The organism is Mangrovibacter phragmitis (genome assembly GCF_040429585.1).
GTDB classification, from domain to species: Bacteria; Pseudomonadota; Gammaproteobacteria; order Enterobacterales; family Enterobacteriaceae; genus Mangrovibacter; species Mangrovibacter phragmitis.
Window position 1 is genome coordinate 4012431 of sequence record NZ_CP134782.1, and the last position, 16162, is coordinate 4028592.

The following is a 16162-nucleotide window of genomic DNA, read 5'->3' on the forward strand; positions in this document are numbered from 1 at the left end:
CTGAACACCCGCTTCACCGATGCTCAGCAAAAAGAAAAGCGGACAGCCGAAACTGCCCGCTTGAATAACTTACGCGGTGGCGCGCTCATTCCATGAATCAGAATGAATGATGTTGCCGTCTTTGTAAGTCCAGGTGATCTTTTCGTAACGCAGTTCAATGCGCTCCAGGTGATTGTGTTTCTCGTAAGCAGGGTCTTTGATGTCATGCATAACCGGGTTTACCTTCACCACCTTCACGTTCTCAAGTTTGGTGTTGAAGTACTCCACTTCCTGGCCCGCATCATTGATTTTGTACCACTTAAATTCAGCTGACTGCAGCGTCTGGCCTGTGGTCACCGCCTTGTATAAATACGGGCTGGCGGAATCAATTTCTTTGGTGAACAAAAAAGGTGTGTGGATACGGGTGCCAGTCAGTTTCCCGGTGTTGTTATCAGTCGGGATATACAGGTTGTGCTCCTGCGCCACCACTTCAATGCTGCCTTCACGGTCCTGAACATCTACAGAACCTTTGATATCAGCACCGCCATCGTCTTTCAGCCAAAGATAAACAGGAATTGCCATTTGTTACTCCATTTCGTTTCGTGACACGCCACCATCCAGTGATGGCGCAGAGGATAAACCTGCTGCCAGACAGGCATTCGCCTGTGGAACCAGGTTGATTTCGACACGGCGGTTAAGCGCACGGCCTTCCGCTGTATCGTTAGTTGCGACGGGGCGACTTGCACCATGCCCCTGAACCGCAAAACAGTTTTCCGGTATTTCGCCGGTATCGCGCATCCAGTCACGCACCGACTCCGCCCGTTGCAGAGACAACGCCTGGTTGAGTGATGTGCTCCCGGTGTTATCTGTGTGCCCGGTTATGCGAATCAGCCACCCTGGCCGGGCTTTAACCCCCACCAGCGCATTCACCAGCACTTTCGTGGAACCGGGTTTCAGCTCAGACTTCCCGGCATCGAACAAAGACATACTATCGAGGTGAATAATATTGGGTTGGCTTGTTTCCGGAGGTGTGGGAACAACAGGTTCTACCGGTACAACGTAAGACTGGATGGCGGCCATAACCGGTGCGCGTAAATGCTCCCCACGGTACAACCCCAGGCTCAGGTGAAGTGGGCTACCATTACGAGCCCAGCTATTCAGTTGGGCTGCGTGCAGGCGCAGCTCATTTACCGCTTGCGCCTTCTGCCTGTTATCTGCCGGGCCAATATGGTGGTAATGCTGTAAATCGAAACTGATGCGTTGCAGTAATTGCTGGTTGTTCCAGGCACTGCTGGCTAAAGCCACGCCGATGCTCAGCGTGAACAGCACAAAACCGTTGCACAACATACGCTGACCGGGCGTTACGCCTTCCCCCTCAGGCAGCAGCGGTAAAATAAAATCGGGTAACAGTGGCATCACTGTGCTGTCAGCCCCGGCAGGATGCCAGCCAGCGACGTCATTCAATGCTGTATGCCGGTGTAACCATTCGGCCCAGACTGAACGGGGTAAACTTCCCGCCAGAACCGGGCTTATTCCCCAAACCACTGCTGTGGGTTTAATGGGTGGCATATCCGGTTTTGTATCTATAAATACGGCGTGAACATAACGGTTGAACCAGTTTGCCAGGCTATTCATCAACACCGGGGGCTCAACAGACTGGGGATTCTGCGTATTAAGCCAGCCAGCAACTGTTTCCGGCACAGATGAACTATGCCAGACACGGATACGCCCCTCCGATGTTGCAGATTGCCAGTGCATATCTTTCACCATTGCGGTGCCCACCAGACTACTGAGCAATAGCGGCACAGCCTGCCCGGTTATACGGTGCAACTGGCTTATTTGCCAACGCAAAGCGAGCAACTGGCTGGTGAGCGTTTCCAGGTCACCATGTTGTTGTGGGCAAACGCAGACCATTACCGAAAGCTGGCGACCCCAGCCGGGGCGTTGAGACAACAGTTCGCGGGTAACTGCCGCCAGGTCATGCGGAGTTTCCACTCTTATCCAGCAACCCTGGCTCACAGTGAGAACCGGTGAGGCCTCTGGCCAGTTGCCTGGCAAATCACCGCAAACCAATACAACAGGCTGGCGGTATGCCACTCCGGGCAAGTCAGTAAACCAGGCAATAGCGCCTGGGTTTCCCCGGCGGTTTGCCATGCCCACCCATACAGTGGCACTTCCCCAAATAACAACCACCGCCAATACAGCAGAAAAACGCGAGACAGGCAGGAACCCGAGACAGAGCACACTGCTTAACAGTGCGGCCCATAACACCAGCAGTCGCTGTTGTGTGGGTGTCATTGAACCACCTCAGGCAACCGTGTTGCCAGAACCTGGTCCAGCCACAGATCCAGACCCAACCACAGTACAACCAGCATAAACACAGCCAGGCCAATACGTGCAGGCCAGGAGGAAAAACAACGCATTACCCCCACATCATCGAACCTTTCGTTCAGAACGGGTTGCACTGTTGTACAGGTGATGCCGCCAACTTTGTCATTAAGCGCATTGACCAGTTTGTTACGTTCCGGATCATCCAGTGAACGATAACTGCCCAAAAAACCTAACATCAAAACCCGGTGGAAACAGACCAAAACCGCCAGGTCTGGCGCAGGCTCACGCAACACTGCGCGCATGCGGTCGCAAAGGGTATCCCCCGCATTCATCGTGCCCAGGAAATGCCCTTCAAGAGGAATGCTGTACCACTGCGCACAGGCATCATCCTGAACACCACGACTTTTCACCGTTTCATCCAATAGTGCGCATTGTGCAGTGAGGATGTGCTGGCAGCTCACTTCATCCAGTTGTGTTGCTTTCAGCGCCTGTTGCGCCCCGGTAATGTTCTCGACACAGCGCTCCCACAATATCGCCCCTTCGCCGGACTTAAATTCAGGGCTGTGGCGTAAGCTGATAACCTGCAGCCAGGTACTATGCAAAAGTGAATCAATATCAACAGGTTTAGTAATTTCGAATGTTTGCTCACTCATGTTCTCAGTACCGCGTAAAGTTCAAGTTCAGGTTCGCCCAGCATGCCCGGGGTGTAGAACATGCAACTGCCGCTTTCCAGCATTTCTTTTGCCGCCGGATGAGACAAATCAAGGGAGAAGTACTGGTTTTCCAGGCGCAACGGGATAGCTGCCGGGACATGGTGCAAAGGCTTGAGTGGGATACCCTGACGAGACGCGTTCACCAGGCTGGTGACAAAGTCCGGGCTACCCACACGGCATTGCAGAGGAAATTGCTCCTGCAACCGCGCTGCAGGTATGGGTGAGCGTACCGAAAGGTAGTAGTCGGCCCCATCACGCAACCGGGGGTCATGCAGCCGCGCCGACCACAGCCGCAGGCGTGTGTCACACGTCAGTTCAATCGACACAACCCGTGATGGCAGGCTGGCTTCTAATAAATCACTCAACAAATTAAATAATGGTGGGAAGACATCGTTCAGTGCCTCATGGCGGTAGTGAGGAATAGCGGTAATCTGATGCTCCAGGGAAAATGTCAGCAAACTACCGGCAAGCCGGGCAAGCTCGGGATACAGACGTTCCACGGGTGATTGTGGGTGGTGCTGAAATTGCCCGAGTACCGGTTCAGCGCTGTTAAGGGCATTCAGTAACCAGAACAAAGACACATCTGCGACAGCAAAGTCTGCCATACGCTCATTGCTTTCACGCCTCATGGCCATCAACCGTGCAAGCCGCGCACGTAGTTGGGTCATCAGTTGTTCCAGGTGAACCACCAGCCATGAGCTACTGCGCACACTGAGTAACGGTGGAAGGAATGTCTCGTCCACACGCCATACTCCCTGTGAATCCTGAATCAGGCGAGCCACAGGGCAGGTAAGGAAATCACCATTCTTCTGGTGAGCAAAACGCAGGCTAAGTTCTGGCTGGAGTATGGCAATCTGGCGGTCATCATCCCCAAAGAGATTACGCACGTCATGCCAGGACTGGCGAAAGCGGACTGGGTGAGCGGCGACTTCTTCGGGTTTCAGGCAATTGCCACCATTGGCACGCATCCGGGGTAATGCGAGAAGCACTGTCGTTTCATGGGTTTCGCCAGCCAGGGGCAACGCGGGTGGCAATGCCTCCGCGTTGTTGGTATCAATCAATGTGCCGTCCTGGAAACGGACATGTAAGTGGCGGGCCTGGAGATGACCCAGTTTCAATGCATCGGCTTCAAACGAAACCTCAACCACTCCCCACGGATGGTTGAGCCCCATTCTGGCAATGCATTCGGCAGACCAGGCTGCATACGCAGCCTGTTGTTGGAAATGCTGGGGCGAAAGCATAATCCCTCGCCCCCATAACGGTTGTTCCGTTTTCATCGGCTTCCTGCCTTGTTAAGATTTCGCCTTTGGCATTCGGGAAACCAGCGACAGGTTGACATCCATGCCTTCGACCTGGAAATGGGGCACCGCGTACAGTTTCACACTGAAGAAACCCGGGTTATCACTGATATCTTCCACAACCACTTTCGCATCACGCAGTGGATGAGAAGCCTGCAATTCATCACCCGGATCAGTCATTTCTGTTACCAGCCCACTCACCCAGGTATTCAGTTCCAGTTCCAGTAAACGGCGATCTTTCGTGGTACCGATGTTTTCGCGTTGAATCAGCTTCAGGTAATGCGCAATACGCGACAGCAAGAATATGTAGGGTAACCGCGAATTAATGCGGCTATTCGCTGTTGCATCAGCCGTATCATACAGTGCGGGTTTTTGGGTGGAGTTTGCCGAAAAGAAACACGCATAATCGCGGTTTTTGTAATAGGAAAGCGGAATAAAACCGAGGTTGGCAAATTCGAACTCGCGGGTTTCAGGGATCATCACCTCAGAAGGGATCTTCACCTGGTTGCCCGTTCCCAGATCATACAAATGGATTGGCAGATCCTGCACTGCACCACCCGCCTGCGGGCCGCGAATTTGTACACACCAGCCATTATTGATAAAGCTGCGCACCATATTGGCAGCAAAGGCAAATGATGCATTGGTCCACAAATACTTGTCGTGATCCGGCCCTTTTACTTCTTCAACATAGTTAAAGCTACGTACCGGTACTGTGTCCGGGCCATAAGGCAGGCGTCCGAGTACTCGTGGCATCACCAGGCCAAGGTAACGGGAATCGTCCGTTTCACGAAAAGATTTCCATTTGATGTACTCCGCACGGTCAAAGTAGTTACCAATATCTTTAATGGCCGCGACTTCTTCCATTGAGTCTTTCAGAAAAAATGCCGGGCCTGCCGAGCCAATAAAAGGCATATGCGCTGCCGCAGACACTTTTGAGATATTGCGCAACAGTGCAACGTCCTGAGCCGATGCATCAAATTCATACGCAGAAATGAGTGCCGCTATCGGCTCGCCACCCGGTGTATCGTATTCAGCAACATATGTCTGCAAATACAGGCCGCTCTGAATAATTTCTGGTGCATCTTCAAAATCCTGGCGCAGGTCGTCTTTGGATAAATCCAGGAGTTCAATTTTGACGTTCTGGCGGAAGTCTGTTTTATCCACCAGCGATTTAACGCCACGCCACAAGGATTCCACTGACTGGAAGCTTTCATGGTGCATCACCGCATCCAGTTGGCGGCTGATTTGCCAGTCCAGTTCCGCTATATGGTGATCAATCAGGTGTTTATCCAGTTTTTCCACACGGGCTCCCGCTTTACTCAGGCACTCGAGGAAAACCTGCATGCCAGCAGTCAGGCGTTCATCGGCCGTAGCGTCAGACATCGCCTGTGCATCCTGCCAGATATCCAGCGCGCTAAGTTCTGAAACCGGGTTAAGATTAATTTTCTCAAACAACGAGGTATACACACTGCCCATTTCAGGGCGTTCCAGTACCACACTATCCCCAGTGGTTGCGCTTTCAGTATTTACAGCCATCAGCATTCCTTATTTAGTCCGTTAAAATTGTTACTGGTGTTATGCCTGTTTTGGCGCAAGCGCAGACAACTCATTACGCAGCTCAGCGCTCAGGGAAGGGTCAAGCAGGATTTTTTCCAGTTCCTTACGAAAAGACTGGTTATCCAGCAGATTTGCTTTCAGATCCCGGAGCAGGTTACGCATAGCCAGCATCGCTTTGAGTTGAGGGATTTGCCGTGCAACCTGTTCGGGAGAAAAATCATTCATATCACGGAATGTCAGGCTGACATTTTCTTCACTGCCGTCACCAGCAAGCGTATTCTCTACAGCCATGCTCACAGAGGGTGAATAGTCAGCAAGCACACTATTAAAGTTATTTTTATTAATGTTGATTTTATTCCGCTCAGATAATGCCAGTGTCTCCTTGCCGTTACTAAAATCACCAGCAACTAATAACTTTAAAGGCAATTCTGTTTTCTTCTGCGCCCCTCCTGTGTGCAAATCCAGTTTTAAGTTAATGCGGGCTTTAGGTATTTCCCTTTGGAAGCTGTCGCTCATATCCCCTCTCTCATTAGTGAATGTTTTATTGGTGTCATCCGGACTTCCGCCCGCACATACAATAATAGACAGATGAAAATATTCAAATACGTTAATTTGATTAAATAAATTATGAAGACAGTGCATTGCGTATTTAAACCTGAATAAGATAACAACTCCCTACATCCTTTACTGGGTGAAAATAACACATAACAATCATTAGATAGAATAAAAACCCAAATAAAAGTAATAAATCAGAATAAAATAACAAAAAACAACCAATTATCAATTTAAAAAAGCTGTAAACAGAGACCAAAAGGTAGGAAATACAGAGTAGTAATGGAGATAAAAACGAAGAAATACTCCTGCTTATCAATAAAAATATATGCATTATATAAAAGCAAAAAGAGAAGAATTAATAAAATCAATAGATAAAACCTTTTTATAAAGGAAAAGATACCAATTTCCTTGTATAAATCTCCTGCCAATAAATAACAACAATCAGTAACAAGGTAAAAAAACGCTACTCATACAGCAATCTGATTCAGAAAATCAAAGAAAGAGATAATGGCTAAAATAAAAAGAGACAGCCGAAAAAAATTATTTCAGGAAACATTCACCGCCATTCAGAAATATTAAAATATAGTCATATAAAAGGATTTTCTTTGTCCCCACCTACATTTATTATGCAACCAGACTGCTACAGGAATAAAAAAGGCCACCCTGCAATAAGCTAAGACGGCCTTGTTATCTTTATTAGTATGAGTCAGTGAGTCTCTTGTTCCAGATACCTTGCCAGTTGCTCAAAGTAACGCTCTTGCTCAACCCAGGCACGGTGCGCTTCTTCATGAGTGCACTGCATAAAATGCAGTGGTTCGCCAAGGCGTAACTGTGCCAGATGATATCTGTCTGCTTCAATCACACAGGCAATGCGTGGGTAGCCCCCCGTGGTTTGCGCGTCAGCCATCAATACGATGGGCTGCCCATTTGGCGGCACCTGAACCACTCCCGGAACCAACCCGTGGGACAGCAACTCATGGTCAGATTCGCGCTCCAGGCTGTTTCCCACCAGACGGTACCCCATGCGGTTACTTTGTGCCGAGAGTTGCCAGCCGTTACGCCAGAAATCCTGCCGGGCTGATGGGGTAAAATCCATATATTCAGGACCAGGTAATGCCCGTACCCGATTATTCCACAGCAACTGTTTAACCCCTCGTGAGCGCGTGACAATGCGTTCTGGCTCACCTGCCAGCAGGTTGTCTCCATCACGAACTAATCGCCCTTCCAGCCCACCAAAACCGCCTTTAAGATCTGTACTTTTTGAGCCCATAACCTCTGGAACCACAACCCCACCGCTGACGGCAAGGTAACTGCGCATCCCATGGCGAGGCTGGCGCAAACGGAGTTGATCCCCCGGCTTCACCGGAAAACACCAGCCCGTCCACAAGGGTTTTCCTGCAAGTGTTGCCTCACAGCCGGCACCAGTCAGTGCTACCCAGCCAGTTGACGTAAATTCAGCCACAAAATTGCCCAGAGTCACCTCCAGGCCTGCGGCAAATTGATCATTGCCGACCAGTAAGTTGGCTGTACGTAATGCGGGGAGGTCCAGTGCGCCACAGAGGCTAACTCCCAATTGGCGGAAACCAGAACGGCCAGCATCCTGAACGGAGGTATGTATCCCGGCATGATGTATTTTCAGCATACTCCCTCCTTTTGCGGAACAAAACGCACGCGGTCACCCGGCCTCAGTAACGCAGGAGGCTCACTATGTGGGTCAAAGAGTACAAGGGATGTTCGGCCAATCAGGTTCCAGCCGCCCGGGGTTTCCAGAGGATATATCCCGGTGTGTTGACCACCAATTCCTACCGTGCCAGCAGGCACATTCAGCCGCGGCTCAGCTCTTCTCGGGGTTGCCAGTTCGTGAGGCAACTCACCAAGGTAAGCAAACCCCGGCTGAAACCCCATAAAATACACCACATATTCCACACTACTGTGGCGTTCAACGACTTGTGCGGGAGTCATGCCACAATGCCGGGCCACTTCGCCGAGATCTGGCCCATGTTGCCCACCATACACGACCGGGAAATCCACGCGCCGGGATTGTGGCGTCCAGGCTTCACTCTCTTCCCACCAGCGTTGTAACCGTTCAATAGCATCCAGCGCATTGCTATTGGCAACACGGAGAATCACCGTGATATTGTTCATGCCCGCTATTGCTTCCAGTACCTCTGGCATTCCCTGCAGGCGCTGCATCAGCCCCCATATGCGCTGCTGGCTTTCCAGGCTTACTGGTGGTTCCAGAGATAAAACTACGCAATTCTCACCCAGTAAATAACACCGTGCTCGCTGCACTCCCGCCTCCTGTGGTACTGCTGACCCATGTTTCACAGAGAACTCATGCCGGGTTGTCTATATCCACAAACATCACATCCAGCCCATACTGCGCAGCTAACCATTCACCCAATGCTTTTATCCCATATCGTTCAGTAGCATGGTGGCCTGCGGCAAAAAAGTGGATACCCTGTTCGCGGGCCGAGTGAATCGTCTGTTCAGACACTTCACCTGTAATAAACGCATCTACACCAAACTGGGCTGCACTATCAATGAAGCTTTGCCCACCGCCGGTACACCAGGCGACACGCGTAATTTTTTCCGGGCCATTGTCACCACACCATAACGGTTTACGGCCTAAACGCGCCTCCAGCCAGGACGCGTACTCGGCCCCTGAAACCGGGATTGCCACTTCACCCCAGGGCACCAGCGGTTCAATCACACCTTTTACAGTAATCCCCAGCAGTTGAGCTAACTGGCTGTTATTTCCCAGCTCTTCATGAGCATCAAGGGGTAAATGCCAGCCATAGAGATTAATGTCATTAACCAGCAAGGTTTTCAATCGCTTCTGCTTCATACCACGAATAACGGGCGATTCACCTTTCCAGAAATAACCATGATGAACAATCACCGCATCCGCTCCCAGCCTTACAGCTTCGTCGAGTAACGCCTGACTTGCGGTAACGCCTGTGACAATCTTTTGCACTTCTGGCTGGCCTTCAACCTGTAATCCATTAGGGGCATAGTCATTAAAAGTTGCAGCATTCAACTTTTCGTTAATAACTTGTTCCAGTTCAATATTATTCATTGTTCATCCTTCATTTTTTCTCTTGCGGCTTCCCAGGTAGCCAGCGTATGCAAACGTGCCGTTTTATGGTCCACAACCGGACGGGGATAATCAAGAGTAACCCCTTGCTTATCTGCCCATTTCCACGGGTTATGAATGGCGCTGGCAGGAACCAGACTGAGTTCCGGCAGCCACTGGCGAATGAAATTCCCCTGAACATCAAAACGGGTACTTTGGGTTTCAGGGTTAAAAATACGAAAATAGGGTGCTGCATCGGTTCCCGTAGAGGCTGCCCATTGCCAGCCACCGTTATTGGCAGCAAAATCACCATCCAGAAGTTGCTCCATAAACCAGCGCTCGCCCTCCCGCCAGTCAATCAGCAAGTCTTTGGTGAGGAAGCTGGCGGTAATCATCCGTAACCGGTTATGCATCCAGCCAGTACTGTTTAACTGCCTCATTGCGGCATCCACAATGGGATAGCCAGTCTTTCCCTGCTGCCACGCACCAAGCAAAGCTTTATCATGTGACCAGGCGACGTTATCCGTCCAGCCAATGAAGGGCCGGTGTCGGCACAACGCAGGCCAGGCAACCAGCAAGTGGCGATAGAACTCACGCCAGATAAGCTCATTCAGCCATACTGCTGCCCCCTCTTCGTGTTCCATGACATGAGGATGCTCCGCCAGCAGCCGCCGGAAACACTGACGTGGTGACAATGCACCAGTCGCCAGCCAGGGGGAAAGCATGCTGGTTCCATCCTGTGCCGGGAAATCGCGCTGTTGCTGGTAATTCTGAACCCTCTGTTGGCAGAACATACGCAGCTTTTGTAATGCCGCTTTTTCTCCAGGGGGAAATTGGGTTGTATCTACTGGTTGCAGTGGGTAATCAAATTCAACTGGAGTGTCATCACTGATTGCCGGACCGCGAGCATGAGGAGCAGGAGCACACTGAGGCATTTTTTCGCGCAAGCGGCGCAAGAATGCCTTGCTGAATGGCGTGAAGACACGAAACATTTCGTTATTGCCTGTCAACACACTCCCCGGTGGTAATAAAACGCTGTCATCAAACCCTTGACAAGTGACTTTACCTGCCAGTTGCTGTTCCAGTTGTGCATCGCGGCGCCTTTCATTCAGTTCATATTGATAGTTATAAAACAGATGCGATACCTGGTGTGCTTCACAAAATTCCACCAGAGTGCCGACTGAATCAGTAAAGTCAGCCGCATTGAGACAATAAAGTGGGATCCCTTTTTCGCCCAGGGAACGGCGCAGTAAAACCACCTGTTCACGAATAAACCATGCCTGGCGGGCAGCCATACTGTGTCTGCGCCATTGCTCAGGGGTGGCAATAAACAGGGCAATAACCTTAGCATCATCTTCGTTGCACGCAGCAGCCAAAGCCAGATTATCGGTAATGCGTAAGTCCTGACGAAACCAGACTAAATGGACAGTTTGTTGAGTAGACATCATGCTGACACTCTGCCCCCAACAACCGTAAAGAACAGGCATGACCGTAAGTGCCGCTTAATCTCAGGGTACAAGGCTGGCACAAACCATAAGTGAAAATTTAACCGGAAATGTCTGCCCGGGGCTGAGCCTTTTTTTTCTCGCATATCCACTCCTTATCACTTTTACCTGTAAGTTTAGCCAGGTATTTTGGCACTGGGAATGGATAAAAAAATGCCACGGAGAAAAACACCATGGCAGGGAATGTTCGAAGAATAGTGAAATGCGGTGGAATAAAACTCAGTAAAAGTCACCCGCCGCTGACTCTGCATGGGCCAGCCATACAGGTTTGTCGCTGGTTTTCATCCATATGCGGTGCAGATAACTATAAAAACGTGCACGGTCTTTCCAGAACAACATAACCGGCAATGCTAATGTACCAATGATAATGACACCGGCCCTGCGCAGGAGAATGCGGTGCAGAGGCCAGGATTGGTATAGCGACATAATGTTCTCCCCCTTTTGGACCAGCTCAATGTGCTGGTAAGCATAAATAAGTTCTCTGCTGTAAATCATATCGGGAATGATGAAATTTTACCACTCATCCGACCACATAAATGGTCATTTTTTCACATCAGGCGCAGAATACCCGTAATTTAGTTACAGGATTGTTAATTTAATACTAAACATTAGTTATTTCACGGTTATGTTTTTATATTTTTTTTACACCCTGACGGCTTTTTTTGCGAAATTTTTCCAGCCCTTTGCTTACCGTAACCCCCAGATAACCTCATAACTGGAGTAAACGTGATGAGTCTTTCCCTGGTCGCCGGCATAGTGCTGGTTTTTCTGCTACTCGGCTATCTGGTCTACGCCTTATTACATGCGGAGAAATTCTGATGGGTAATGCGATTTTGCTCACCATCAGCTATCTGCTGGTGTTGATATTACTTGCCCGCCCACTGGGGCATGGCCTGCGTTACCTGATTGAAGGTAACCTGCCACGCTGGATGCAACGCCCGGAACAGGGTATCTGGTTTATTACCGGAATACCGCGAAATGAGATGGGCTGGCGTGAATATTTAACAGCCATTCTGATGTTTAATCTGACAGGGATTGTGCTGTTATTTACGCTGCTGATATTACAAAACCACTTGCCACTCAACCCACAGCATATAGCTGGAATGACATGGGATCTGGCACTCAATACCGCTATTAGTTTTGTGACCAACACCAACTGGCAGGCATACAGCGGTGAAACATCGCTGAGTTATTTCAGCCAAATGGCGGGATTAGGTGTGCAAAACTTTTTATCCGCAGCCACTGGCATCGCGGTTGCGTTCGCACTGATCCGCGGCCTCACCCGCAAGAGTGCTCAAACACTGGGAAATGCCTGGGTTGATATCACCCGAATTACACTGTGGGTACTACTGCCAATAGCGCTGATAATGGCGCTTTTCTTTATTCAACAAGGCGTACTGCAAAATTTTGCGCCAGCACAACCCTTTACCACGCTTGAAGGGCTACATCACCTGTTGCCAGGGGGGCCAGTGGCTTCTCAGGAAGCGATCAAAATGCTGGGTACAAACGGTGGTGGGTTCTTCAATGCCAACTCAGCTCACCCTTTCGAAAACCCTACAGCACTGACTAATTTCATACAAATGCTGGCTATTTTTTTACTGCCCACCGCACTGTGCTTTGCATTTGGTGAAGTCGCGCGCGATAACCGCCAGGGCCAGACATTGTTATGGGCAATGGGAATTATTTTTGTCTTGTGCGCAGCTGTTGTTATGTGGGCCGAAACACAAGGGAACCCACACCTTGCCGCACTTGGTGCAAACAGCACCGCCAATATGGAAGGCAAAGAAAGTCGTTTCGGCATTTTGGCTACCAGCCTGTTTGCCGTGATTACAACCGCGGCCTCCTGCGGTGCAGTTAATGGCATGCACGACTCATTCACTGCACTGGGTGGCATGATTCCCATGTGGCTAATCCAGTTGGGGGAAGTGGTTTTTGGCGGTGTCGGCTCAGGCCTGTACGGCATGATCTTGTTTGTGATCCTCGCCGTTTTCATTGCCGGTTTAATGATTGGGCGCACACCAGAATACTTAGGCAAACGTATTACTCTTGCCGAAATGAAGTGGACAGCACTGGCTATTCTGGTCACGCCTGCACTGGTCTTACTGGGTACAGCACTGGCAACCCTGACACCTTTCGGGCGCGAGGCCATTCTGAATCCTGGCGCACACGGTTTCAGCGAGGTGCTGTATGCCCTGTCTTCCGCCGCAAATAACAATGGCAGCGCCTTCGCCGGGTTAAATGCCAACACGCCATTCTGGAACCTGCTACTGGCGTTTTGCATGTTCATTGGCCGTTTTGCCGTCATTGCCGCCGTCATGGGCATAGCCGGTTCTCTGGCCAGTAAACCGGCTCAAACACCACAAAACGGCACACTCCCCACCAGCGGCCCGCTGTTTGTCGGGCTGCTTATTGGCACTGTCATTCTGGTCGGTGCCCTTACGTTTGTTCCTGCACTGGCACTGGGTCCAGTGGTGGACAGCTTAAACCAATTGACCCATTAACGGAGCGCATATGACACGTAAAACACAGGCTCTGTTCGACCCAACACTGGGCCGCCAGGCAATCATTGATGCCATATTTAAACTTAACCCTGCGAGGTTATGGTACAACCCGGTGATGTTTGTCGTATGGGCCGGAAGTGTCCTGACGACATTATTGGGCCTGGCCATGCTAACAAAAATCACTCACGGAGAGGCCGGTTTTACTCTTGCTATCAGTGCATGGCTGTGGATAACCCTGCTGTTCGCTAATTTTGCGGAAGCCCTGGCTGAAGGCAGGAGTAAAGCCCAGGCCAGCGCCCTCAGAGGTGTCAAAAAGACCAGTCTGGCAAAACGCCTGTCTGAACCACATTATGGCAGCCTTCCAGAAACTGTACCGGCAGAGACCCTGCGCAAAGGAGATATCGTACTGGTTGAAGCGGGTGACATTATTCCGTGTGATGGCGAAGTCGTGGAAGGTGGTGCATCGGTAGATGAAAGCGCCATCACCGGTGAGTCAGCGCCGGTTATTCGTGAATCCGGTGGGGATTTCGCCTCAGTCACGGGTGGTACACGTATCCTGTCTGACTGGCTGGTTATTCGCTGCAGCGTCAACCCTGGCGAAACATTTCTCGACCGAATGATAGCCATGGTTGAAAACGCCAGTCGCCAGAAAACCCCAAATGAGATAGCTCTTTCTGTGCTGCTCTCAGCGCTGACCATTATTTTTCTGCTGGCGACTGCCACACTCTGGCCTTTTACCGCCTGGCTGGGTCATGCCGTCAGTATTCCGGTATTGGTAGCACTGCTGGTTTGCCTGATTCCCACCACCATAGGCGGATTATTATCAGCGATTGGTGTGGCAGGCATGAGCCGTATGCTCAGCGCCAACGTCATTGCCACCAGCGGCCGGGCGGTTGAAGCCGCAGGCGATGTCGATGTTTTGCTACTGGATAAAACCGGTACGATAACATTGGGTAATCGCCAGGCGGCCCGTTTTATGCCCGCGCCCGGGATTGACGAAAAGCGCCTGGCCGATGCCGCTCAACTGGCATCGCTGGCCGATGAAACGCCGGAAGGCCGCAGTATCGTGGTATTAGCGAAAAAACGCTTTAATTTACGTGAACGGGATGTCAGCCAGCTTAACGCAACATTTGTGCCGTTCACCGCTCAAACCCGCATGAGCGGTATTAATCTGGAAAACCGCATTATCCGCAAAGGCTCAGTAGACGCTGTTCGCCGTCATATTGAAGCTAATAAAGGTCGTTTCCCGTCACAAATAGATAAGCAAGTTGAAGAAGTCGCAAGGTCAGGCGGTACCCCACTGGTAGTCTCAGAAGGCGCTCAGGTATTGGGTGTTATTGAGTTGAAGGATATTGTGAAAGGCGGTATCAAGACCCGTTTTGCTCAATTGCGCCAGATGGGAATTAAAACCGTGATGATAACGGGTGATAACCGGCTGACCGCTGCGGCAATCGCCGCTGAAGCGGGCGTGGACGATTTTCTGGCGGAAGCAACCCCCGAGGCTAAACTGGCCCTGATTCGCCAGTATCAGTCAGAAGGGCGGCTGGTTGCGATGACAGGCGACGGAACAAACGATGCCCCGGCGCTGGCTCAGGCCGATGTTGCAGTGGCAATGAATACCGGAACCCAGGCAGCAAAAGAAGCGGGCAACATGGTTGACCTTGATTCCAGCCCAACCAAACTGATAGAAGTTGTGCATATTGGTAAACAAATGCTGATGACCCGGGGATCACTGACCACCTTCAGTATTTCCAATGATGTCGCAAAATATTTTGCCATTATTCCGGCCGCGTTCGCGGCGAACTGGCCACAACTGAACGCGCTGAACATCATGCACCTCCACTCGCCCAATTCAGCCATTCTCAGTGCGGTTATCTTCAATGCGTTAATTATTGTTTTCCTTATCCCACTGGCCTTACGCGGCACGCATTATAAGCCCCTTGGCGCATCTGCCATGTTACGCCGGAATTTACTGATTTATGGGCTGGGCGGGTTAATCGTACCCTTTATTGGTATCAAACTTATCGACCTGCTGCTCAGTGCCACAGGCTTGTTTTGAGGTGAATATGTCTCCGTTGCGTTCTGCTATTTCGCTGTTACTTGTTCTGACTGTACTGACTGGTGGTGTCTACCCCTTCATCACCACAGTGCTTGGGCAATGGTGGTTTCCATGGCAAGCCATGGGCTCTCGTGTTGAAATACAGGGACAAGTTCGTGGCTCTGCGCTGATAGGGCAGGAATTTACTCAGGCCGGGTATTTTCACGGCCGGCCTTCTGCTACCGCAGAGTTCCCTTATAACCCGATGGCTTCCGGCGGTAGTAATCTTTCTGTCGGTAACCCACTGTTAACACAAGAGTTAACCAGGCGAGCACAGTCACTCCGGCACAATAACCCACAAGCCACTGGCCCCATTCCCGTCGCTTTACTTACTGCGTCGGGCAGCGGCCTTGACGGGCAACTTCCTCCCGAGGCTGCTTTGTGGCAAATTCCACGTATTGCTGCCGCGCGCCATATTCCGAAGAGTGTGTTAACTACTCTGGTCGAACAGGCAACGCACTACCCAGTACCCGGTTTCATTGGTGAACCCGTTGTGAATGTGTTATCGCTGAATCAGGCTCTGGACAGTTACCGGCAGTCAAACTAATT

At 50.8% G+C, this 16162-nt stretch carries 15 protein-coding genes; 4 read left to right on the plus strand and 11 right to left on the minus strand.

Annotated features, from left to right (window positions below; translation table 11 throughout):
* Positions 1–69: 69 nt before the first annotated feature.
* From hcp to MPHASIOC01_RS19555, 11 genes are all read right to left on the minus strand, one after another.
* Complete coding sequence (gene hcp, locus MPHASIOC01_RS19505; protein ID WP_064599715.1) at positions 70–561, minus strand: type VI secretion system effector Hcp; 492 nt, start codon at positions 559–561, stop codon at positions 70–72.
* A 3-nt stretch (positions 562–564) separates the two neighbouring features.
* Positions 565–2277 carry an OmpA family protein gene (locus tag MPHASIOC01_RS19510; protein WP_353613099.1) on the minus strand — a complete coding sequence of 571 codons (1713 nt, stop codon included), beginning with the start codon at positions 2275–2277 and terminating at the stop codon, positions 565–567.
* Positions 2274–2963 (minus strand): type VI secretion system protein TssL, short form, encoded by a 690-nt coding sequence (gene tssL, locus MPHASIOC01_RS19515; RefSeq protein WP_064599711.1) that lies wholly within the window; start codon positions 2961–2963, stop codon positions 2274–2276. Before tssL ends, MPHASIOC01_RS19510 begins: the two co-directional genes overlap by 4 nt.
* A complete protein-coding gene (tssK, locus tag MPHASIOC01_RS19520; protein WP_064599709.1) occupies positions 2960–4300 on the minus strand; it encodes a type VI secretion system baseplate subunit TssK in 1341 nt (446 codons plus the stop codon). Before tssK ends, tssL begins: the two co-directional genes overlap by 4 nt.
* A gap of 15 nt (positions 4301–4315) precedes the next feature.
* Positions 4316–5863 carry a type VI secretion system contractile sheath large subunit gene (gene tssC, locus MPHASIOC01_RS19525; RefSeq protein WP_064599707.1) on the minus strand — a complete coding sequence of 516 codons (1548 nt, stop codon included), beginning with the start codon at positions 5861–5863 and terminating at the stop codon, positions 4316–4318.
* Between the two features lie 33 nt (positions 5864–5896).
* Positions 5897–6394: a type VI secretion system contractile sheath small subunit gene (gene tssB / locus MPHASIOC01_RS19530; protein ID WP_064599783.1), complete on the minus strand. Its 498-nt coding sequence runs from the start codon at positions 6392–6394 to the stop codon at positions 5897–5899.
* 745 nt (positions 6395–7139) lie between these two features.
* The gene (gene pxpC, locus MPHASIOC01_RS19535) at positions 7140–8075 is read right to left on the minus strand and encodes a 5-oxoprolinase subunit PxpC (protein WP_064599706.1); all 936 of its coding nucleotides are present in this window, start codon (positions 8073–8075) and stop codon (positions 7140–7142) included.
* On the minus strand, positions 8069–8725 hold the full coding sequence (pxpB, locus tag MPHASIOC01_RS19540) for a 5-oxoprolinase subunit PxpB (RefSeq protein WP_064599704.1): 657 nt from the start codon (positions 8723–8725) through the stop codon (positions 8069–8071). Before pxpB ends, pxpC begins: the two co-directional genes overlap by 7 nt.
* 43 nt (positions 8726–8768) lie before the next feature.
* Positions 8769–9512, minus strand: coding sequence for a type 2 GTP cyclohydrolase I (locus MPHASIOC01_RS19545; protein ID WP_064599702.1), 744 nt, complete (start codon positions 9510–9512; stop codon positions 8769–8771).
* Positions 9509–10957, minus strand: a complete 1449-nt coding sequence (phrB, locus tag MPHASIOC01_RS19550) for a deoxyribodipyrimidine photo-lyase (protein ID WP_353613100.1) — start codon at positions 10955–10957, stop codon at positions 9509–9511. The genes MPHASIOC01_RS19545 and phrB overlap by 4 nt, the downstream gene beginning before the upstream one ends.
* 276 nt (positions 10958–11233) lie before the next feature.
* A complete protein-coding gene (locus MPHASIOC01_RS19555) occupies positions 11234–11440 on the minus strand; it encodes a YbfA family protein (protein WP_064599699.1) in 207 nt (68 codons plus the stop codon).
* A 303-nt stretch (positions 11441–11743) separates the two neighbouring features.
* On the opposite strand from MPHASIOC01_RS19555, the gene kdpF reads away from it, so the two are divergent.
* From kdpF to kdpC, 4 genes are read left to right on the plus strand one after another with little or no spacing between them, the layout of a single operon-like run.
* The gene (gene kdpF / locus MPHASIOC01_RS19560; RefSeq protein WP_064599697.1) at positions 11744–11833 is read left to right on the plus strand and encodes a K(+)-transporting ATPase subunit F; all 90 of its coding nucleotides are present in this window, start codon (positions 11744–11746) and stop codon (positions 11831–11833) included.
* Positions 11833–13515 (plus strand): potassium-transporting ATPase subunit KdpA, encoded by a 1683-nt coding sequence (gene kdpA / locus MPHASIOC01_RS19565; protein ID WP_064599695.1) that lies wholly within the window; start codon positions 11833–11835, stop codon positions 13513–13515. The genes kdpF and kdpA overlap by 1 nt, the downstream gene beginning before the upstream one ends.
* Positions 13516–13525: 10 nt before the next feature.
* A complete protein-coding gene (gene kdpB / locus MPHASIOC01_RS19570) occupies positions 13526–15574 on the plus strand; it encodes a potassium-transporting ATPase subunit KdpB (protein ID WP_064599694.1) in 2049 nt (682 codons plus the stop codon).
* Between the two features lie 7 nt (positions 15575–15581).
* The gene (gene kdpC, locus MPHASIOC01_RS19575; protein ID WP_064599780.1) at positions 15582–16160 is read left to right on the plus strand and encodes a potassium-transporting ATPase subunit KdpC; all 579 of its coding nucleotides are present in this window, start codon (positions 15582–15584) and stop codon (positions 16158–16160) included.
* The last annotated feature ends 2 nt before the right edge of the window (positions 16161–16162 follow it).